The sequence below is a fragment of the Streptomyces diversicolor genome (assembly GCF_057537855.1).
The window spans coordinates 1-20,268 of record NZ_BAAJXA010000012.1; the positions used below are offsets into that span (position 1 = coordinate 1).

At 70.7% G+C, this 20,268-nt stretch carries 17 protein-coding genes; 6 read left to right on the plus strand and 11 right to left on the minus strand.

The features are described 5' to 3' along the window. Positions 1–763: 763 nt before the first annotated feature. The 9 genes from AC27LF_RS15945 to uvrC all read right to left on the minus strand — a co-directional run bounded on the left by AC27LF_RS15945 (position 764) and on the right by uvrC (position 10,553). On the minus strand, positions 764–1,099 hold the full coding sequence (locus AC27LF_RS15945) for an RNA polymerase-binding protein RbpA (protein ID WP_003976875.1): 336 nt from the start codon (positions 1,097–1,099) through the stop codon (positions 764–766). Positions 1,100–1,298: 199 nt separating this feature from the next. After that, positions 1,299–1,529 carry a preprotein translocase subunit SecG gene (secG, locus tag AC27LF_RS15950; RefSeq protein ID WP_189942979.1) on the minus strand — a complete coding sequence of 77 codons (231 nt, stop codon included), beginning with the start codon at positions 1,527–1,529 and terminating at the stop codon, positions 1,299–1,301. 160 nt (positions 1,530–1,689) lie between these two features. Next, positions 1,690–2,466: a triose-phosphate isomerase gene (gene tpiA / locus AC27LF_RS15955; protein ID WP_479657557.1), complete on the minus strand. Its 777-nt coding sequence runs from the start codon at positions 2,464–2,466 to the stop codon at positions 1,690–1,692. Continuing rightward, positions 2,463–3,683 (minus strand): phosphoglycerate kinase, encoded by a 1,221-nt coding sequence (locus tag AC27LF_RS15960; protein WP_479657558.1) that lies wholly within the window; start codon positions 3,681–3,683, stop codon positions 2,463–2,465. Before AC27LF_RS15960 ends, tpiA begins: the two co-directional genes overlap by 4 nt. Positions 3,684–3,808: 125 nt before the next feature. Further along, on the minus strand, positions 3,809–4,816 hold the full coding sequence (gap, locus tag AC27LF_RS15965) for a type I glyceraldehyde-3-phosphate dehydrogenase (protein ID WP_404039711.1): 1,008 nt from the start codon (positions 4,814–4,816) through the stop codon (positions 3,809–3,811). A gap of 607 nt (positions 4,817–5,423) precedes the next feature. Beyond that, the gene (gene whiA / locus AC27LF_RS15970) at positions 5,424–6,413 is read right to left on the minus strand and encodes a DNA-binding protein WhiA (RefSeq protein ID WP_351746563.1); all 990 of its coding nucleotides are present in this window, start codon (positions 6,411–6,413) and stop codon (positions 5,424–5,426) included. Then, positions 6,404–7,471, minus strand: coding sequence for a gluconeogenesis factor YvcK family protein (locus AC27LF_RS15975; protein ID WP_479657559.1), 1,068 nt, complete (start codon positions 7,469–7,471; stop codon positions 6,404–6,406). The genes whiA and AC27LF_RS15975 overlap by 10 nt, the downstream gene beginning before the upstream one ends. Continuing rightward, positions 7,468–8,469 (minus strand): RNase adapter RapZ, encoded by a 1,002-nt coding sequence (gene rapZ / locus AC27LF_RS15980; protein ID WP_479657560.1) that lies wholly within the window; start codon positions 8,467–8,469, stop codon positions 7,468–7,470. The genes AC27LF_RS15975 and rapZ overlap by 4 nt, the downstream gene beginning before the upstream one ends. Next, positions 8,466–10,553, minus strand: coding sequence for an excinuclease ABC subunit UvrC (gene uvrC / locus AC27LF_RS15985; protein ID WP_479657561.1), 2,088 nt, complete (start codon positions 10,551–10,553; stop codon positions 8,466–8,468). The genes rapZ and uvrC overlap by 4 nt, the downstream gene beginning before the upstream one ends. A gap of 619 nt (positions 10,554–11,172) precedes the next feature. On the opposite strand from uvrC, the gene AC27LF_RS15990 reads away from it, so the two are divergent. After that, positions 11,173–12,117 (plus strand): hypothetical protein, encoded by a 945-nt coding sequence (locus AC27LF_RS15990; RefSeq protein ID WP_479657562.1) that lies wholly within the window; start codon positions 11,173–11,175, stop codon positions 12,115–12,117. A 17-nt stretch (positions 12,118–12,134) separates the two neighbouring features. On the opposite strand, the gene AC27LF_RS15995 is transcribed toward AC27LF_RS15990, so the two are convergent. Continuing rightward, complete coding sequence (locus tag AC27LF_RS15995; protein ID WP_479657563.1) at positions 12,135–12,560, minus strand: Rieske (2Fe-2S) protein; 426 nt, start codon at positions 12,558–12,560, stop codon at positions 12,135–12,137. 224 nt (positions 12,561–12,784) lie between these two features. Between AC27LF_RS15995 and AC27LF_RS16000 the strand changes: the two genes are divergently transcribed. After that, positions 12,785–13,921: a LacI family DNA-binding transcriptional regulator gene (locus tag AC27LF_RS16000; protein ID WP_479657564.1), complete on the plus strand. Its 1,137-nt coding sequence runs from the start codon at positions 12,785–12,787 to the stop codon at positions 13,919–13,921. Then, positions 13,918–14,829: a carbohydrate kinase family protein gene (locus tag AC27LF_RS16005; RefSeq protein WP_479657565.1), complete on the plus strand. Its 912-nt coding sequence runs from the start codon at positions 13,918–13,920 to the stop codon at positions 14,827–14,829. Before AC27LF_RS16000 ends, AC27LF_RS16005 begins: the two co-directional genes overlap by 4 nt. A 234-nt stretch (positions 14,830–15,063) precedes the next feature. Here AC27LF_RS16005 and uvrA read toward each other — a convergent pair whose 3' ends face one another. Then, positions 15,064–18,102, minus strand: coding sequence for an excinuclease ABC subunit UvrA (uvrA, locus tag AC27LF_RS16010; RefSeq protein WP_479657566.1), 3,039 nt, complete (start codon positions 18,100–18,102; stop codon positions 15,064–15,066). Positions 18,103–18,326: 224 nt separating this feature from the next. On the opposite strand from uvrA, the gene AC27LF_RS16015 reads away from it, so the two are divergent. From AC27LF_RS16015 to AC27LF_RS16025, 3 genes are all read left to right on the plus strand, one after another. Next, positions 18,327–19,016, plus strand: coding sequence for a maleylpyruvate isomerase family mycothiol-dependent enzyme (locus AC27LF_RS16015; RefSeq protein ID WP_479657567.1), 690 nt, complete (start codon positions 18,327–18,329; stop codon positions 19,014–19,016). Positions 19,017–19,061: 45 nt separating this feature from the next. After that, complete coding sequence (locus AC27LF_RS16020; RefSeq protein ID WP_479657568.1) at positions 19,062–19,712, plus strand: MBL fold metallo-hydrolase; 651 nt, start codon at positions 19,062–19,064, stop codon at positions 19,710–19,712. Between the two features lie 139 nt (positions 19,713–19,851). After that, positions 19,852–20,223 carry a hypothetical protein gene (locus tag AC27LF_RS16025; protein WP_479657569.1) on the plus strand — a complete coding sequence of 124 codons (372 nt, stop codon included), beginning with the start codon at positions 19,852–19,854 and terminating at the stop codon, positions 20,221–20,223. Positions 20,224–20,268: the final 45 nt, after the last annotated feature.

Genomic DNA, 20,268 nt, shown 5'->3' on the forward strand with positions numbered 1-20,268 from the left:
CGTACAGATCGCCGACATGCAGCGTGTAGCCCGCGCCGCGCCCCGGGTCGGCGGCGAACAGGTCGCGCAGGTGGGAGTCGGCAAGCTGCTCGCGGTGCTCCGCCAGCGCGGTCCACTCGGGCATCTGGTCAAGCCTGGTACGGCCGTCTGCGTTCATTTCGGACTTCAGCCTTCTTTCCTACACCTGTCCTGCTGCGTGCCTTGCCCGCTGCGGGTCCCAACCTAATTGATCAGGGCGTGAGATGACGTCCCGTAGCGCCGTCGTGCGGCGCACCCACAGATACGTCCGGCTTGCCCGCCGGTATCAACGTCTGCGTATCCCGCGGTCCCGGCGCGCGGCCGGCGTACGGCCTGCGGCGCCGGACTGGCGATCGGGGCGCCCGTACCACTGGTGCCCGCACGTGCGATGGCGCGGCCCGCACACGGGGGCCGAGGAGGTGTGGTCGAAGACCGTCTGAAGTGTGGCCGAAAGCAGCCACAGAGCGTAACCACCGACGGTTGCGGCGGTGCGCGGCGGGGCCGCGAAGCGGAAGACGACGGCCGTCCACGGCCGTAGGGATCCTCCGTATTCCCCGTGTGCCCCGCGCCGTCCCACGGGTGCGCTCCCGCCCACCGCCGCGACCCCCGTCATGTGTCCCCCTCACGATTCGCCGATGCACAAACCGTAAAGGACGCCACTGACAATCGGTCCGCGGACGGTGCCCGCAGTCCCGCCGAACGGCTCCGGCCAGGCACCCACGGGCGCCCGGCCGGTTCTCAACTGCTAGATCTCGCCGCGCAGTTTGGCGAGCGCCTCGGCGAGGATCGCCTCGCCGTCCGCGTCGCTGCGCCGCTCCCGTACATACGCGAGGTGCGTCTTGTACGGCTCGGTGCGCGGCGGGTCCGGCGGGTTGTCCCGGTCCTGTCCGGCCGGGAAGCCGCAGCGCGGGCAGTCCCAGGTCTCGGGAACCTGCGCGTCGCTGGCGAAGCTGGGCTGCGTCTCGTGCCCGTTGGAGCACCAGAAGGAGATGCGCAGACGCGGGGCGGACTCGCCCCGCTCGGCCTCGCCCATCGGCCCCGCCCCGACCCGGCTTCCTCGGATCGCGTTGCCACTTGCCACGGTCGTAACTCCCTGCGTGATGGTGCCGCGAAGCGAGTCGGCGTTCCGCTCCGCCGCGAGCGCCTTAGTCTACGTAAGGCCCAACGCGCGTCCAGTGATGGGAGTTACCGTCCCCTCAACCAGACGCAAGCCCCATGATAGGCCGCGCCCAGAGGCACGTACCGAACATGGGGCCTTACGTTCGCAACGTATGCGTCACTCAGCTGTTCGTCTTCATGAGCAGGCCGAGCACGATGATGCACGCGAACCACAGCAGACCGATCACCACGGTGATCCGGTCGAGGTTGCGCTCGGCGACCGAGGAGCCGCCGACGGACGACTGCATGCCGCCACCGAACATGTCGGAGAGGCCGCCGCCCTTCCCCTTGTGCATCAGCACCAGCAGCATCAGCAGCAGGCTGAAGACGATCAGGGCGATCGAGAACCCCAAAACCACGGCTGGACCAACTTCCTCGGATTCGGATGGACGACGGGGGCCGGCAGGTACCTACCAGCCCCCGCAAGGGTACGACGTATCTCTGCTGCCGCCTACTCGCGGCGTCGCCGGGCCGCCTTAGGGGCGGGCCCGGCCGGGGCCGCGCCCCCGTGGCTCACTGGTCGCGGAAGCGGACGATCTTGACGAACTCGTCGGAGTCCAGCGAGGCGCCGCCGACCAGGGCGCCGTCGACATCGGGCTGGGCCATGATCTCGGCGACGTTGCCCGACTTCACGGAGCCGCCGTACTGGATGCGCACCTTGTCGGCCACGTCCTGCGAGTACAGTTCGGCGATCTTGCCGCGGACGGCCGCGCACACCTCCTGGGCGTCCGCGGCACCGCAGACCTTGCCGGTGCCGATGGCCCACACGGGCTCGTAGGCGATCACGATCGTCTCGACCTGCTCGGCCGTGAGGTCCTTCAGGCCGCCCTCGACCTGGGCGAGGGTGTGGGCGACGTGGTCGCCCGCCTCGCGGACGTCCAGTTCCTCGCCGACGCAGAGGATCGGGGTCAGGCCGTGCTTGAAGGCGGTCTTGGCCTTGGCGTTGACCTGCTCGTCGGTCTCGCGGTGGTACTGGCGGCGCTCGGAGTGGCCGATGACCACATAGGTGCACTTCAGCTTGGCCAGCATCGGTCCGGAGATCTCGCCGGTGTAGGCACCGGAGTCGTGTGCCGAGACGTCCTGGGCACCGTACTTGATCTTGAGTTTGTCGCCGTCGACCAGGGTCTGCACGGAGCGCAGGTCGGTGAAGGGCGGCAGGACGGCGACCTCGACGGCTTCGTAGTCCTTGTCGGCCAGGGCGAAGGCGAGCTTCTGGACGTGTGCGATGGCCTCCAGGTGGTTGAGGTTCATCTTCCAGTTGCCCGCCATCAGCGGCGTGCGCGTGCTCATGCTTGGTGGTCCTCCAGTGCGGCGAGGCCGGGGAGCGTCTTGCCCTCTAGGTATTCGAGGGAGGCGCCGCCTCCGGTCGAGATGTGGCCGAATGCGGTCTCGTCGAAGCCGAGCGTGCGCACGGCCGCGGCGGAGTCTCCGCCGCCGACGACGGTGAAGCCGTCCGTGTCGACGAGGGCCTGGGCGACCGTCTTGGTGCCCTCGGCGTAGTCGGGGTGCTCGAAGACGCCCATGGGACCGTTCCAGAAGACGGTCGCGGCGTCGGCGAGCTTGGCGGCATACAGCTCGCCGGTCCTCGGGCCGATGTCCAGGCCCATCTGGTCGGCGGGGATCTTGTCGGCGTCGACCACGGAGTGCTCGGTCGCCGCCTTGGCCTTCAGGTCCGGGAAGGCGGGGGCGACCACCACGTCGACCGGGAGCAGCAGCTCGACGCCCTGCTTCTCGGCGCGCTCCAGGTACTCGGTGACCGCCGCGATCTGGTCCTCCTGGACGAGGGAGACGCCGATCTCGTAGCCCTTGGCCTTCAGGAAGGTGTAGGCCATGCCGCCGCCGATGAGGAGACGGTCGGCCTTGCCGAGCAGTTCGTCGATGACGGCCAGTTTGTCGGAGACCTTCGCTCCGCCGAGCGCGACGGCGTAGGGGCGCTTGACGTCCTCGGTGAGCTTCTTCAGCACGCCGACCTCGGTGGCGATGAGGTGGCCCGCGTAGTGCGGTAGCCGGGCCGGGAGGTCGAAGACGGAGGCGTGCTTGCGGTGCACGGCGCCGAAGCCGTCACCGACGTAGACGTCCGCGAGGGCGGCCAGCCGGTCGGCGAACTCGCCGCGCTCGGTGTCGTCCTTGGAGGTCTCGCCGGGGTTGAAGCGCAGGTTCTCGATGACCGCGACCTGGCCGGGTTGCAGGTCGTCCACCGCGCCGTGGGCGGCGCGGCCGACGGTGTCCTGGGCGAACGCGACCGGCGCGCCGAGGAGTTCACCCAGCCGTTCCGCTGCGGGCAGCAGCGAGAATGCGGGGTCCGGGGCGCCCTTGGGGCGGCCCAGGTGGGAGGCGACGACCACCTTGGCGCCCGCCTCGGCGAGGGCCTTGATGGTGGGCAGGACGGCGCGGATGCGGCCGTCGTCGGTGATGACGCCGTCGGCGAGCGGGACGTTGAGGTCGGCGCGGACGAAGACCCGCTTGCCGTCGACGCCTTCGGCGAGGAGTTCGTCGATCGTCTTCATGGATGGGGCTCCCGGAGAGGGCTCGTGATCGTACGAGGGCTGAACACGCGCGTAAGGGCTCGGACCGCGCGCGGTGGCGCTGCCCGAGCCCTGCACTCACATCGAAGTGGCGCCTGGTGTGGCGATCAGAGCTGGCCGCCGACGAAGACGGTCAGGTCGACGAGGCGGTTGGAGTAGCCCCACTCGTTGTCGTACCAGCCGATGACCTTCACGTTCTTGCCCTCCTGGACCATGGTCAGGGAGGAGTCGAAGGTGCAGGACGCCGGGGCGTTGACGATGTCGGAGGAGACGATCGGGTCCTCCGTGTAGTCGAGGAGGCCCTTCAGCTCGCCCTCGGCGGCCTTCTGGAAGGCGGCGTTGACCTCTTCCTTGGTGACCTCGCGGCCCAGCTCGACGACCAGGTCGGTGACGGACCCGGTCGGGACCGGGACGCGCATGGCGATGCCGTCCAGCTTGCCCTTGAGCTGCGGCAGCACCAGGGCGGTGGCCTTGGCGGCGCCGGTCGTGGTCGGGATGATGTTCTCCGCGGCGGCCCGGGCGCGGCGCAGGTCCTTGTGCGGGAAGTCCAGGATGCGCTGGTCGTTCGTGTACGCGTGCACCGTCGTCATCAGGCCCTTGACGATGCCGAAGTTCTCGTCCAGGACCTTCGCCATCGGCGCCACACAGTTGGTGGTGCAGGAGGCGTTGGAGATGACGTGGTGGTTGGCCGCGTCGTACTTGTCCTGGTTGACGCCCATCACGATGGTGATGTCCTCATCCTTGGCCGGAGCCGAGATGATGACCTTCTTGGCGCCGCCGGCGAGGTGCTTGGCGGCGTCCTCGCGCTTGGTGAAGATGCCGGTCGACTCGATGACGAGGTCGACGCCCAGCTCGCCCCACGGGATGTTGGCGGGGTCGCGCTCGGAGAGCACCTTGATGGTGTGGCCGTCGACGGTGATGGTGTCGGCGGTGTGGGAGACCTCCTGCTTGAGGCGGCCCAGGATGGTGTCGTACTTCAGCAGGTGAGCGGTGGTCGCGGTGTCACCCAGGTCGTTGACAGCCACGATCTCGATGTCTGCACCCTGCTCCAGCAGCGCGCGGAAGTAGTTACGACCGATGCGGCCAAAGCCGTTGATGCCTACGCGGATCGTCACGAACCGATCTCCTCGTTGGTACGCCGGCCTTCGTTTGCCGGCGAGCTGTATGGGATGTCCCCGACCACCCCCGACCCTACCTCCCCGAGGCCCCGTCGGTGACATCGAGACGCCCCATACACGACACCGCGGCCCGTACCCGCTAGTAGGGGTACGGACCGCCCGGCCCGCCGCCACCGCGCGACGGGCCGGGGCACGTCCGCGGGCGTCCGAGGACATCGGGCCGCCGATTTCACCGTTTCGAGGGACGCGCCCCGTTGGGACCGCCGGGGAAGTCACTCCAAAGCGTTGTTCGCGGCGGCGAGTTGACGCGAGCGAGGGGCGCGCGCCGACGCGGCCGGCTCTCGCCCGCCCCGTGCGCCCGCGCCCCTGGCGTCGGCCGGCTTCACCCTTGTCTGACCGGCGGGCACTTTCCCGGCTCCGCACCCGGATCGGGCACTCGGCCTGCCCGTCCGGGCCCTGACCGCCGTCGTACTCCTCGGCGCGAGCACCCGTCAGGTCGGTGTGCTCGCCACGGCCTCGACCGGCTCCGCCGTCTCCTGATCCGCCTGCCCATGTCTCCTGATCGGCCTGCCCGCGGTGCGGCGCCGGTGGCGGATCGGGGCCGTCAGCCCGCCAGGTTGTCCGCCATCTCCTCGGTGAGGTTGGCCTCCGTGCCCGGGATGCCCAGGTCGGCGGCGCGCTTGTCGGCCATGGCGAGCAGTCGCCGGATCCGGCCGGCGACCGCGTCCTTGGTCAACGGCGGGTCGGCGAGCGCGCCCAGTTCCTCCAGGGACGCCTGCTTGTGCTCCATGCGCAGCCGGCCGGCGGCGGCAAGGTGCTCGGGAACCTCCTCGCCCAGGATCTCCAGGGCCCGCTGGACCCGCGCGCCCGCCGCGACGGCCGCACGCGCGGAGCGCCGCAGATTCGCGTCGTCGAAGTTGGCGAGCCGGTTGGCCGTGGCACGGACCTCGCGGCGCATCCGCCGCTCCTCCCAGGCCAGCACGGACTCGTGCGCGCCGAGACGGGTGAGCAGGGCGCCGATCGCGTCGCCGTCGCGCACCACCACGCGGTCCACGCCGCGCACCTCGCGGGCCTTCGCCGCGATCGACAGCCGGCGGGCGGCGCCGACCAGGGCGAGCGCGGCCTCCGGTCCCGGGCAGGTCACCTCCAGGGAGGAGGAGCGGCCCGGCTCGGTGAGCGACCCGTGCGCCAGGAAAGCCCCGCGCCAGGCGGCCTCGGCATCGCAGGTGGCCCCCGAGACCACCTGCGGGGGCAGGCCCCGGATCGGACGCCCCCGGCCGTCGACGAGCCCCGTCTGCCGGGCCAGCTGGTCACCGCCCGCGACCACCCGCACGACGTAGCGCGAACCGCGGCGCAGCCCGCCGGGCGCCATCACGATCAGCTCCGAACTGTGGCCGAAGATCTCCAGAATGTCCCGCTTGAGGCGGCGGGCCGCCATCGCCGTGTCCAGCTCCGCCTCGATCACAATGCGCCCGCTCACCAGGTGAAGGCCGCCGGCGAACCGCAAAATGGCGGAGACCTCCGCCTTTCTGCAGCAGGTCCGGGTGACGGGGAGCCGGGAGATCTCGTCCTTCACCGCTGCCGTCATCGCCATGGGCCGATCCTTCCATGCATCCGAAAAATACGGTCGTACGCGGCGGCCAACAGCTCCGGGTCATGCCGGGGAGAGCCGTCGGTCCGGGCAACCGGCGCCAGCTCGACCGCCGCCCCGAGCCGCTTGGCGGCCTCGGTGAGCGATTCCCGGTCGGGCACGGCGGCTTCGTCGGCCAGCACCACGTCCAGGGCGAGTTTAGGGGCGTGTCGCCCCAAAACCTCCAAATGACGCTGCGGTGAGAAGCCATCGGTTTCTCCCGGTTGCGGAGCGAGGTTCAGGGACAGCACACGGCGCGCCTTGGTGTTGGTGAGGGCGTCCAGCAGTTCGGGCACGAGCAGGTGCGGGATGACCGAGGAGAACCACGAGCCGGGGCCGAGCACCACCCAGTCCGCGTCCAGGACCGCCGCGACGGCCTCGGGCACGGCCGGCGGATCGGGCGGCACGACATGCACCGACTGCACTTCGCCGGGTGTCAGCGCCACCGTCGCCTGCCCGCGCACCGTGTCGACCGCCTCCGGCCGGTCCGGATCATGGCCCTTGACCAGGGCCTGGAGCTCCAGCGGCACGGCCGACATGGGCAGCACCCGGCCGTGCGCGCCGAGCAGCTTGCCGACCAGGTCCAGGGCCTGCACATGGTCGCCCAATTGCTCCCACAGGGCGACGATCAGCAGATTGCCGACCGCGTGATCATGCAGATCGCCCTGCGACTCGAAGCGGTGCTGGATGACCCGGGCCCAGGTCTGGCCCCAGTCGTCGTCCCCGCACAGCGCGGCCAGCGCCTTGCGCAGGTCGCCGGGCGGCAGCACGCCCAACTCGTCGCGCAGCCGCCCGCTGGAGCCGCCGTCGTCGGCCACGGTGACGACGGCGGTGAGGTCGCCGGTGATCCGGCGCAGCGCGGCCAGCGACGCGGACAGGCCCATGCCGCCGCCGAGGGCCACGACCTTGGGCTGGGTGCCCCGGCGGCGCGGCCGGGCGCCACGGGACTCGGCGGGGCGGCTCGCACGTGCCTCGGGGACCGCCAGACGCAGCCTGCTCAGCCGCGGAGTACGTGGCGTCATTCCCGTCCCATGTCCCGGTGCACGACCACCGTCTCCACGCCCTCGGCCGCGAGCCGCGCGGCGAGCTTCTCCGACATGGCCACCGAGCGGTGCTTGCCGCCGGTACAGCCGATGGCGATGGTCACATAGCGCTTGCCCTCGCGGCGGTAGCCGGCCGCGATGAGGCGCAGCAGTTCGGCGTACCGGTCAAGGAACTCCTTGGCGCCGGGCTGGTTGAAGACATACGCGGCGACCTCCTCATGCACTCCGGTGTACGGGCGCAGCTCGGGGACCCAGTGCGGATTGGGCAGGAAGCGCATGTCCGCGACCAGGTCGGCGTCGACCGGGAGGCCGTACTTGAACCCGAAGGACATCACCGTGGCCCGCAGCTCGGGCTCCTCCTCGCCGGCGAACTGCGCGTCCATCTTGGCGCGCAGCTCGTGCACGTTGAGGCTGGAGGTGTCGATCACCAGATCGGCGTCGCCGCGCAGCTCGCGCAGCAGCTCGCGCTCGGCGGCGATGCCGTCGACGATCCGGCCGTCGCCCTGGAGGGGGTGCGGGCGGCGCACGGACTCGAAGCGGCGCACCAGGGCCTCGTCGGAGGACTCCAGGAACACGATCCGCCGGGTGACCCCCCGGGTGTCGAGGTCGGCGAGGGATTCCCGCAGGTTGTCGAAGAACCGCCGGCCGCGCACGTCGACGACGACCGCGATCCGGGCCACATTGCCCTGGGAGCGGGCACCCAGCTCGACCATGGTCGGGATCAGCGCGGGCGGAAGGTTGTCGACGACGAACCAGCCCAGGTCCTCCAGGCACTTCGCGGCCGTCGAACGACCCGCTCCGGACATGCCGGAGATGATCACCAGCTCGGGGATGGCGGCCTCGGGGACCCCCGCCGTCGTGATGTCCGTACCCACTGCCTCTCCGTTTTCCCGGACCGCCGGCTGCGGCTGATCCCCGCTCGCTTCCTTGTGCTTTCGATCTCGTTCCGCTGTGTGCTGTGCGTCGTGCTCGGTCATCTCTCCTGCCCCCGTCGTTCGTCCGGGACGCCCGCGGTCACGGGCTCCCCCGAGGAACCCCCCGTCGTATCGGGCTCCTCGTCTTCAATGATCTCTCCGGTCGCCGTGTTCACGGCGGGTGCGGCCGGGGCCGCCCGGGCGAAGGCCGCGGCAATGGTCTCGGCCGTCTTGCGGCCGATGCCGGGTACCTCCTGGATCTGGTCGATTGTCGCGGACCGCAGCTTCTTCACCGAGCCGAAATGCTTGATCAACGCCTGTTTGCGGGTATCGCCGAGGCCCGGCACCTCGTCCAGGGGGCCGGCCCGGAACCGCTTGGCACGCTTGGCGCGCTGGTAGGTGATGGCGAACCGGTGCGCCTCGTCACGGACGCGCTGGAGCAGATAAAGGCCCTCGCTGGTGCGGGGCAGCACCACCGGGTCGTCGTCATGGGGCAGCCAGACCTCCTCCAGCCGCTTGGCGAGGCCGCAGACGGCGACGTCGTCGACACCCAGCTCGTCCAGGGCCCGCTGGGCGGCCGCGACCTGCGGCCGACCGCCGTCGACCACGACCAGCTGCGGCGGATAGGCGAACTTCTTGGGACGGCCGTCCTCGTCCTTGAGGCCGTTCTCCCCGTTCTCCGCGTTCTCTCCGTTCTCCCCTCTTTCCCCGTTCTCTCCGGCCTCGTCCACCCACTCGCCTGTCTTCTCCTTGTCGGCGAGGTAGCGCTTGAAGCGGCGGGTGATCACCTCGTGCATGGAGCGGACGTCGTCCTGGCCCTCGAAGCCCTTGATCTGGAAGCGGCGGTACTCGCTCTTGCGCTGGAGCCCGTCCTCGAAGACGACCATGGAGGCGACCACGTCCTCGCCCTGGAGGTGCGAGATGTCGTAGCACTCGATCCGCAGGGGGGCGCTGTCCAGGTCGAGGGCGTCGGCGATCTCCTCCAGCGCGCGCGAGCGGGTGGTCAGGTCGGAGGCGCGCTTGGTCTTGTGCAGGGCGAGCGCCTGCTGGGCGTTGCGCTGCACGGTCTCCATCAGGGCCTTCTTGTCACCGCGCTGCGGGATGCGCAGGGAGACGTTGGAGCCGCGGCGCCCGGTGAGCCATTCCTGCACGGGTTCGACCGGCTCCGGCAGGGCGGGGACCAGGACCTCCTTGGGTACGGCGTCCCCCTTCTCCTCGCCGTAGAGCTGCTGGAGTGCGTGCTCGACGAGGGCGCCGGTGGTGACCTCCTCCACCTTGTCGGTCACCCAGCCCCGCTGGCCGCGCACCCGCCCGCCGCGGACATGGAAGATCTGGAGGGCCGCCTCCAGTTCGTCCTCGGCGACGGCGATCAGGTCGGCGTCGGTCGCGTCGGCGAGCACGACCGCGTTCTTCTCCATGGCCTTCTTCAGGGCCCCTATGTCGTCGCGCAGGCGGGCGGCCCGCTCGTACTCCATCTCCTCGGCCGCCTCCGTCATCTGCCGCTCCAGTCGGCGCAGATAGGTGCCCGTGCGGCCGGCCATGAAGTCGCAGAACTCCTCGGCCAGTTCGCGGTGGTCCTCGGTGGAGATCCGGCCGACGCAGGGCGCCGAGCACTTGCCGATGTAGCCGAGCAGGCAGGGGCGGCCGGTGCGGGCGGCGTTCTTGAAGACACCGGCCGAGCAGGTGCGCACCGGGAAGACGCGCAGCAGCAGGTCGACCGTGTCGCGGATGGCCCAGGCATGCCCGTACGGCCCGAAGTAGCGGACGCCCTTCTTCTTGTGACCGCGCATCACCTGTACGCGCGGGAACTCCTCGTTCATCGTCACCGCGAGGTAGGGGTAGCTCTTGTCGTCGCGGTACTTGACGTTGAACCGGGGGTCGAACTCCTTGATCCAGGAGTACTCCAGCTGCAGCGCCTCGACCTCGGTGGACACGACGGTCCACTCCACGGACGCGGCCGTGGTGACCATCGTCCGGGTGCGCGGGTGGAGGTTCGCCAGGTCCTGGAAGTAGTTCGCCAGGCGTTGACGCAGGCTCTTCGCCTTTCCGACGTAGATCACCTGGCGGTGCTCGTCACGGAACCTGTACACCCCGGGAGAGTCCGGAATCTCTCCCGGCTTGGGGCGGTAGCTGGAGGGATCGGCCATGTCTCACACCCTACTGTCGGGCGGGGACAGTCCGACGGGCCTGTGGACAACGCCGCTGCGCCCCTCGGCACCGAGCCACGTTTCAAGAGGCACCCCCGGCGTTCCGCCGCTGCGGCGCACCGACCGCCTCGTCGCCCGTCAGCGCCGCAGCCGTGCGGAATGCCCGGTGGGCGACGCCGAGCGGGGCACAGCGGATCGGGCCGGGTCGGGCTCGGGGTGGCGACCGTGGGACGGCGGCTGCGGACCCTCGGTGCCGGTGGCCGGGCGGGCGAGGCCGATGGGCGAGGCGGCCGGTCACGGGGCGGGAGGGTCCCCCGGTGACCGGGCGGGCAGGGCGGAGGGCGCGGCGGCCGGCTGTCGGGAGGCCGGCCTGGGCCGCAGCCGAGGCGGTCGGCCGTGTGCCGCGGTCACGGCGGCCGACCGCCTGCCGCGGTGGGGCCCGAGGTGTTGTCGGGGATTGGTCGACACGCTTCAATGCGGTGGAACTCGGGGTCGTGAACGGCAGCGCACGGACAGGCGTACGGATAGGCGGGCGTCCCCGGCCGCCGACGGTGACCCCGAAGACCCGCGCGAACGGTCTGACCCGCCGTAGCGAACCCTCACAGAAAGGCCCCTGTGCATGCGGCACGGCACACAGCACGCGGACCTCGCCAGCGAGGAACTGGACACGGCCCTGCGGGGCGGCCCCTTCCATGTCGCGCTGCGCGCCGCGATCGCCGCCCGCGGCCTGCCGCTCCAGCGCGTCCAGCACCACCTGTCGCGGCACGGGGTCAAGGTCGGTGTCACCAGCCTGAGTTACTGGCAGCAGGGTGCCCGGCGGCCACAGCGCCCGGAGTCACTGCGGGCCGTTCGCGCGCTGGAGGAGATACTCAAGCTGCCGGAGGAGTCACTGATCCGGCTGCTCGCCGAGGACGAGAGCCCGGCCACCCAGCGGCCCGCGGCCCGCTCGTACCGCTCCCGGATGGAGGCCGCCGGAGTCCTGGACCGGTTTCAGGCCGAGCTGGGCTGGAGCCTCGACGGCGGGCTGCACGCGCTGGGCCACCACGAGCGAGTACGGGTGGGCGCGCGCCGTGAACTGGCCGGCCACGAGTCGCATCACATCGTGCGGGCGCACCGGGACGGGGTCGACCGCTTCGTGGCCGTCCATCACAGCGACCCGGGCTGCGCGCCCGACCGGATGACGGTGCACGCCCTGGAGAACTGCCGCATGGGACGCGTCCGTTGGGACCAGGCCACCGGTGTCCTGGTCGCCGAACTGCTCTTCGGCACCCGCTTGCGCTCGGGCGACACCTTCCTGTTCCGGTACGGCGTCGAGGACGGCACGGCCGGACCCTCACGCGAGTATGTGCGCGGCTTCGCCTTCCCCGGCGGTCAGTACGCCCTCCAGGTGCGTTTCGACGCGAACGCCCTCCCCGCGCGCTGTCATCGCTTCGCTCAGCACTCCCCCGCGGCGCCGCGCAGCGGTCGGCAGGAACTGCCGCTCAGCGGGGAGCACCGCTCGGTGCACCTGGTCGAGCCGCGGGTGCGACCGGGCACCATCGGGATCGGCTGGGACTGGGAGTGAGCCCGCCGCCCCGCTGATCAGGCGCCGGGCCCCGCGATGAGCTTGCCACCGGACGCCTTCACCGGCAGTTCGGGAAGCGGCTCGGTGGCCGGCGCCTGCACCACCTTGCCCGTCAGGGCGTCGAACTCGCTCCCGTGGCAGGGGCAGATCAGCGTCGTCCCCTCCAGTTTGTTGATGGGGCACCCGGCGTGTGTGCAGATGGTGCTGTATGCCTTCAGCTTGCCTCCGGCGTCCCTGCTGACCACGACGTTGTGGTCCTGGTACAGCTGGGCGCCGCCCTGGGCGACCTCGCTCTCGGCGCCGAGTTCCACCGGAGCGGTCGGCGTCGCGTCCGATGTGGTTCCGCCCGGTGCCGAGCAGGCGGCGAGTCCGAGCCCGGCCACCGGTGCGACGGCGGCTCCTCGAAGGACGGTACGGCGACGGGCGGAGGGTCGGGCGGGCATCGGAATCTCCACTGGTCAGGGGGTGGTGCGGGGTCGACCCTATCCGGCGACCCGCCCCCTGGTTCGCCGCGGGTGGCCGGGCAGGGCCTACGAAGGGGGCGGGGCGAGGCCCCGAGCTGCTGAGATGGCGGCGTAAACGCTTGCGCAAGCGTTTACGCGCTGCCCTCGGATGAGGTACCTTCCCGGCCAGAAAGACCGCCGCAGCCCGCCGGGAAGGAAACGCGATGCCCACCATGGCCGACGTGGCCCGGAGCGCCGGCGTCTCCGTGGCGACCGTCTCCCACGTGCTGAACGGCACGCGTCCCGTGCTGCCCCATACCCGTCAGGCCGTGCTGGACGCGGTCGACCGGCTGGGATACACGCCCAACACCCTCGCCCGCTCCCTGGTGACCTCGCGAACCTGCTCCATCGGGCTCGCGGTGTCGGCGATCAGCAACCCGTACTTCACCGAGATCCTTCAGGGTGTCGAGGCCGGTGCCCTGGAGGAGGGCTACGGCCTGCTGATCGCCGACCCGCACGACGACCCACGGCACGAACGCAAGGTCGTCCAACTGCTCCATGAGCGACGCGTGGACGGCATGATCGTCGCCCCGTCCGCCGATCCGCGTGACCTCATCGCCTACCTCGGCCGCCATGCCGTGCCCACGGTGTTCCTCGACCGGCTGATCGGCGACCGCCTCGACGAGTCGACCGCCGACGCGCCGCCGCCCTTCGACCAGGTCTGCGCCGAGGGTGCCGAGCCCATGGCACGGCTGGTCAGCCATCTCGCCTCACTGGGCCATCGCCGGATCGGCCTGGTCGCCGGACTGCCCGGGCTCAGCACGACCGGCGAACGGATCGCCGGCTACCGGGACGGCCTCGCCGCCGCCGATCTCCCCCACGACGAACGCCTCGTTGTGCCGGGCAACTCCGAATCGGCCGGTGCCGAGCGGGCGACGGCGGCCCTGCTGTCCCTCACCGATCCGCCCACGGCCCTCGTCACCGCCAACAACGCGATGACCATCGGCGCCCTGCAAGCGCTGCGGGACCGGGGCCTGCGGGTACCGGACGACATCGCCCTGTGCTGTTTCGACGACTTCGCCTGGGCGGACCTCTTCTCGCCCCGGCTCACCGCGATCGCCCAGCCCAGCAGGGAGATCGGCGCACAGGCCGTCCGTGTGCTGCTGGACCGTCTGGCCGCACCTGGCCGCCCCGCACGAACGGTCAGGCTCCCGTGCGCCTTCGTGCACCGCACTTCGTGCGGCTGCCCGGAGCCCTCCGTGCGGACCGGGCCGCCGGAGCCCGCCCGGCAACCCCGACACCCCGGGCAACCGGACCAGCCCGAACTGCCCGAGCAGCCCGCGAAAGGAAGCGTCTCGTGATCGTCGTCGCCGGTGAGGCCCTGATCGACCTGGTACCGCAGGGCACGGGTGCCCTGGCCCAGCTGAAGCCGGCGCTCGGCGGCGGCCCCTACAACACCGCCGTGGCCCTCGGCCGTCTGGGCTCCCCGACCGCCTTCTGCTCGCGCACCTCCTACGACGCCTTCGGTGAGGCCCTGCTGGACGAGTTGCGCGGCGCGGGTGTCGACGTCTCGGGTGTGCAGCGCGGCACGGAACCGACGACCCTCGCGGTCGCCACCATCGACGGGGACGGTTCGGCCGCCTACTCCTTCTATGTCGAGGGCACCGCCGATCGCCTCTTCGCGGCCCCGGCCGCCCTCCCGGCCGGGGCGCGCGCCGTGTCCTTCGGCACCTGCTCGCTCGTCCTGGAACCGGGGGCGAGCGCCTACGAGGAGCTGATGCGGACCGCCTCAGGACAGGGACTGTTCACCACGCTCGACCCGAACATCCGCACGGGCCTGATCGCGGACCCGGACGCCTATCGGGCCCGCTTCCGCGGCTGGCTGCCCTCCGTGACGCTGCTGAAGCTCTCGGAGGAGGACGCCGAGTGGCTGGGCGGCAGCCCGCGCGAGTGGCTGGCCGCGGGCCCCTCGGCCGTGGTGGTCACCCGGGGTGGTGACGGGCTCACCGCCTTCACCCGGGACGGCGCGGAGTACTCCGTGCCGGGTGAGAAGGTCGACGTCGTCGACACGATCGGTGCCGGCGACACGGTGAACGCGGCCCTGCTGCACGGGCTGTCCGCGCAGGGCTCCCTGTCCGCCGGGGCGCTGGCGGGCCTTGGCGCCGACGGATGGACTCGGCTGCTGCGGTTCGCGGCACGTGCGGCGGCGATCACGTGCTCGCGGGCGGGGGCGGAGCCGCCGTACGCCGCAGAACTGGGCGAGTGGTAGGGGCGTCGGCGGCGGCAGGCACGCAGCGGCTTCACGGGCCCTTCGAGGGCGGTTTCCTTGATGGTGTTGTCAAGGTTCGACCGGGCCTGTGGTTCGTGGGAGCGGGCGAACCACAGGGCCGGGGTGGCTGTCAGTAGAACGAGCGGCGCCCCGCGGGGAGTTCCCGTGGGGCGCCGCTTTTGATGACTTGTCAGGACGTGGTCGCCGCCCGGTTCCGGAGGCCCGGGCGCGCGGTCAGGCCTTGCGCGTCCGTGTCGTCTTCTTCGCGGGTGCCGTCTTCTTGGTGACACCTTCGGCCTTCTTGGTCGCCGTGTTGTTCACGGTCTTCACCGTTCTGGATGTGGTGGTCCGCTTCGCCGTCGACTTGGCCGCGACGGTCTTCTTGGCCGGGGCCCGGCGCGGGGCGGGCACCGAGGCCGCGTCGCTGATGCGTTCGGCGCCGAGGATCTCACGCAGGAACTTGCCGGTGTGGCTCGCCGGGACCCCGGCGACCTCCTCCGGTGTGCCCTCGGCGACGACGAGCCCGCCGCCCGCTCCGCCTTCGGGGCCCATGTCGACGACCCAGTCGGCGGTCTTGATCACATCGAGGTTGTGCTCGATGACGATGACCGTGTTGCCCTTGTCGACCAGGCCGGAGAGGACCTTCAGCAGCTTGCTGATGTCCTCGAAGTGCAGACCGGTGGTCGGCTCGTCCAGAACGTAGACGGTGCGCCCGGTGGAGCGGCGCTGGAGTTCGCTCGCGAGCTTGACGCGCTGCGCCTCGCCGCCGGACAGGGTGGTCGCGGACTGGCCGAGCCGGACGTAGCCGAGTCCGACGTCGTGCAGGGTCCTGAGGTGGCGGGCGATCGCGGGGACGGCCTCGAAGAAGTCGAGGGCCTCCTCGATCGGCATGTTCAGGACCTCGGCGATGGACTTGCCCTTGTAGTGGACCTCCAGGGTCTCCCGGTTGTACCGGGCGCCGTGGCAGACCTCGCACGGCACGTACACGTCCGGGAGGAAGTTCATCTCGATCTTGATCGTGCCGTCGCCCGCGCAGTTCTCGCAGCGGCCGCCCTTGACGTTGAAGGAGAAGCGACCGGGCTGGTAGCCGCGGACCTTGGCTTCGGTGGTCTCGGCGAACAGCTTGCGGATGTGGTCGAAGACGCCGGTGTACGTCGCCGGGTTGGACCGAGGGGTGCGGCCGATGGGCGACTGGTCGACGTGTACGACCTTGTCGACGAGGTCGTCGCCGTCCACGCGCGTGTGCCGCCCCGGCACATTGCGGGCGCCGTTCAGCTCGCGCGCCAGGTGTGTGTAGAGGATGTCGTTGACCAGCGTCGACTTTCCGGAGCCGGACACGCCCGTGACGGCCGTGAACACGCCGAGCGGGAAGGACACGTCGATGTCCTGGAGGTTGTTCTCCCGGGCCCCGTGCACCGTGAGTCTGCGGGACCGGTCCTGCGGACGCCGGACGTCGGGCACCGGAATGGACTTCCTGCCCGCCAGGTACTGACCGGTCTGCGACTCCTCGTTGACGAGCAGTTCCTTGAGGGAGCCGCTGTGCACGACCTTTCCGCCGTGCTCGCCCGCGCCGGGGCCGATGTCCACGACCCAGTCGGCGATCTTGATGGTGTCCTCGTCATGCTCGACGACGATGAGCGTGTTGCCCATGTCGCGAAGCCGGACCAGGGTCTCGATGAGCCGGTGGTTGTCGCGCTGGTGCAGGCCGATCGACGGTTCGTCGAGGACGTACAGGACGCCGACCAGCCCGGAGCCGATCTGGGTGGCCAGGCGGATGCGCTGGGCCTCGCCGCCGGAGAGCGTGCCCGCGGCGCGGTTCAGCGAGAGGTAGTCGAGGCCGACGTCCACCAGGAACCGCAGCCGCTCGTTGACCTCCTTCAGCACCCGCTCGGCGATCTTCTTGTCCCGGGCGCTCAGCTTCAGCTCGCCCAGGAAGTCCGCGCAGTCGCTGATCGACATCGCGGAGACCTCGGCGATCGACTTCTCCATGATCGTGACGGCGAGGACGATCGGCTTGAGCCTCGTGCCCTCACAGGTGGGGCAGGGCACCTCGCGCATGTAGCCCTCGAAGCGCTCGCGGCTGGCGTCGCTCTCGGCCTCGCTGTGCCGGCGCTTGACGAAGGGCACGGCTCCCTCGAAGGGCGTCGTGTACACGCGCTCTCGCCCGTACCGGTTGCGGTAGCGCACCTCGATCTGCGTCTTGTGGCCGTAGAGCAGGGCCTTCCTGGCGCGCTGCGGAAGGCCGGCGAACGGGATGTCCGTCCGGAATCCCAGGGCGTCCGCCAGGGCGCCGACGAGACGGCCGAAGTAGTCCTTGGTGTGGCCGTGCGACCAGGGGTGGATGGCGCCCTCGTCGAGGGACTTGTCCTCGTCGGGGACGATCAGCTCGGGGTCGACCTCCATGCGGGTGCCGATGCCGGTGCATTCGGGGCATGCGCCGAAGGGCGAGTTGAAGGAGAAGGAGCGGGGCTCCAGTTCCTCGAAGGACAGGTCGTCGTAGGGGCAGTACAGGTGCTCCGAGTACATGCGCTCGCGCTCGGGGTCGTCCTCGGGGAGGTCGACGAAGTCGAGCACGACCATGCCGCCGGACAGGCCGAGGGCGGTCTCCACGGAGTCGGTGAGGCGGCGCTTGGCGGAGTCCTTCACCGTGAGGCGGTCGACGACCACCTCGATGGTGTGCTTCTCCTGCTTCTTCAGCGTGGGCGGGTCGGACAGCTGGACGGTCTGCCCGTCCACACGCGCACGGCTGTACCCCTTCGTCTGGAGATCGGCGAACAGGTCGACGAACTCGCCCTTGCGTTCGCGCACGAGGGGCGAGAGCACCTGGAAGCGGCTCCCCTCCGGCAGTTCCAGGACCTTGTCCACGATGGCCTGCGGCGACTGGCGCGAGATGGGTCGGCCGCACTCGGGGCAGTGCGGCTTGCCGATGCGCGCGAAGAGCAGACGCAGGTAGTCGTAGACCTCGGTGATGGTGCCGACCGTGGAGCGGGGGTTGCGCGAGGTCGACTTCTGGTCGATGGAGACCGCCGGGGACAGGCCCTCGATGAAGTCGACGTCCGGCTTGTCCATCTGTCCGAGGAACTGCCGGGCGTAGGAGGACAACGACTCCACGTAGCGCCGCTGTCCCTCGGCGAAGATGGTGTCGAAGGCCAGCGAGGACTTGCCCGACCCCGACAGGCCCGTGAAGACGATGAGCGAGTCACGCGGCAGGTCGAGCGAGACATTCTTCAGGTTGTGCTCGCGCGCGCCACGGACGATGAGACGGTCGGCCACGCCGGTCCGCACCTTTCTTCAGAGAAGTGACAGGGGCCGGAGCCCCCGTGCTTCTTCAGACTAGGGGGAGCCACTGACAACGCCGGTCGGATTCCCGGTTGGATAACAAACCCGGTCCATCCAGCATGCCCGACGCCGCCCCCGACGATATAGCACGCACATTCGATTTGCGGGCCGACCCCACAACCTTCACCCGAAGGAGTGGCAGGGCTAGGGTCAGCCCCATGATTGATCACGCCCACGACCTGGCGTCTGTACGTACCGCGTCCGACCGGCTCCTCATCGCAGCCGCCGCACTGGACAACGCTGCCGTGACCGAGCCGTCACGGCTGCCCGGCTGGACCCGCGGACACATCCTGGCCCACCTGGCCCGCAACGCGGACGCGCTCGTGAACGTCCTGGAGGGGCGTCGCATGTACGCCTCCGCCGAGGCCCGCGACGCCGACATCGAGCGGGACGCCCCGCGCCCCCTGGACGTCCAGCTCGCCGACCTGCGCGACAGCGCGGCCCGCTTCCAGAACGCGGGCGCCGCGCCCGCGGACTGGGCCCGGACGGTGGAACTGCGCAACGGGGTCGTCGACGCGGCGCGGCGGGTGCCGTTCCGGCGCTGGGCCGAGGTCGAGCTGCACCACGTGGATCTCGGGATCGGATACGAGCTGGAGGATCTTCCGGCGGAGTTCGTGACGCGCGAGATCGATTTCCTCGCGGAGCGCTTCCGTGGTCACCGGGACGTGCCCGCGACGAGTCTGGCCGACGACCAGGGCCGCACGTGGACCACGGGCGGCGGCGCCGACGGCGGCCCGATCGGCGTGGAGGGGTCGGCCGCCGATCTGCTCGGCTGGCTGGCCGGGCGGCGCGACGGCTCCGCCCTGCGGGCCGCGGGCGGCCCGCTGCCGACGCTGCCCCCGCTGTAGCCGTGCGGGGTCACCGGGCCGCTCCCCCGCTATAGGCTGACGGCCATGACGTACAGCGGAGAGGTGACGGTCGGCGGACCGGCGGACGTGCACGAGCTCAAGGACCTGATGATCACCAAGATCGCGGTCGGGCCGATGGACAACAACGCCTATCTGCTGCGCTGCCGGGCCACCGACGAGCAGTTGCTGATCGACGCCGCCAACGACGCGGAGACGCTGCTCGGCATGATCGGTGACGACGGCATCGCCTCCGTGGTCACCACACACCGGCACGGTGACCACTGGCAGGCGCTCGACCGGGTGGTGGCGGCCACGGGCGCGCGTACGTTCGCGGGCCGGGACGACGCCGCCGGCATCCCGGTGCCGACCGACGTCCCGGTCGACGACGGCGACGTCATCCAGGTGGGGCAGGTCCGGCTGACCGCGCGCCATCTGGTGGGGCACACCCCGGGGTCGATCGCACTGGTCTACGACGACCCGCACGGCCACCCGCACGTCTTCACCGGGGACTGCCTCTTCCCGGGAGGCCCCGGCCGGACGACGCGACCCGCGGACTTCCGGAGCCTCATGTCCGGGCTTGAGGAGAAGGTCTTCACGCTGCCGGACGAGACGTGGATCTACCCGGGCCACGGCAACGACACCACCCTCGGGGCGGAACGTCCCCACATCCAGGAGTGGTGGGCCCGCGGCTGGTAGGCCCCGGTGCGGCCCGGACACGCTCTGCCGCATCGCCCCCATGTCGCACACGGGCGCACGCCCGCTGCCGCGCGCCCCCTGTCGCGTCGTCTCCGAGCCCGTCACGATGTCCCTGGCAGTCGCCGGCGAAGGGACGTAGATGGATCGCATAGCAGTTCCGCATCGGACGTTCGAGCACTTGCTCAGCGGGTTCGTCCGTAACGAGGCCGAAGAGATCGCCCACTTCGGCCGGGACGCCGAAGTCGTGATCCCCGGAGAGCCCTTCGGCAGTGTGTTCGCCTGGCTCTGGGACGAGCACCGGGATGCCGCGGTCGGGGCTTTCGCCGGACTCCTGGCCGAGGCACGACGTGCCGGCGAACCGGGCGAGGAGATTCGGCTGGAGAGCCTGATCAAGGGGCTGCGTACGGCGCTTCAGCGCTCTCGCCTCGGTCAGGAGCAGGAGTTCTGGGATGTGGAGCTGACCCTGCGCGAGCAGGTTCCGGAGCACTTCGGCGGCAGGACCGACCTCTGACGGCACACGCCGATGCAGCCATCCGCCCCGCCACCGAGCGGGGCG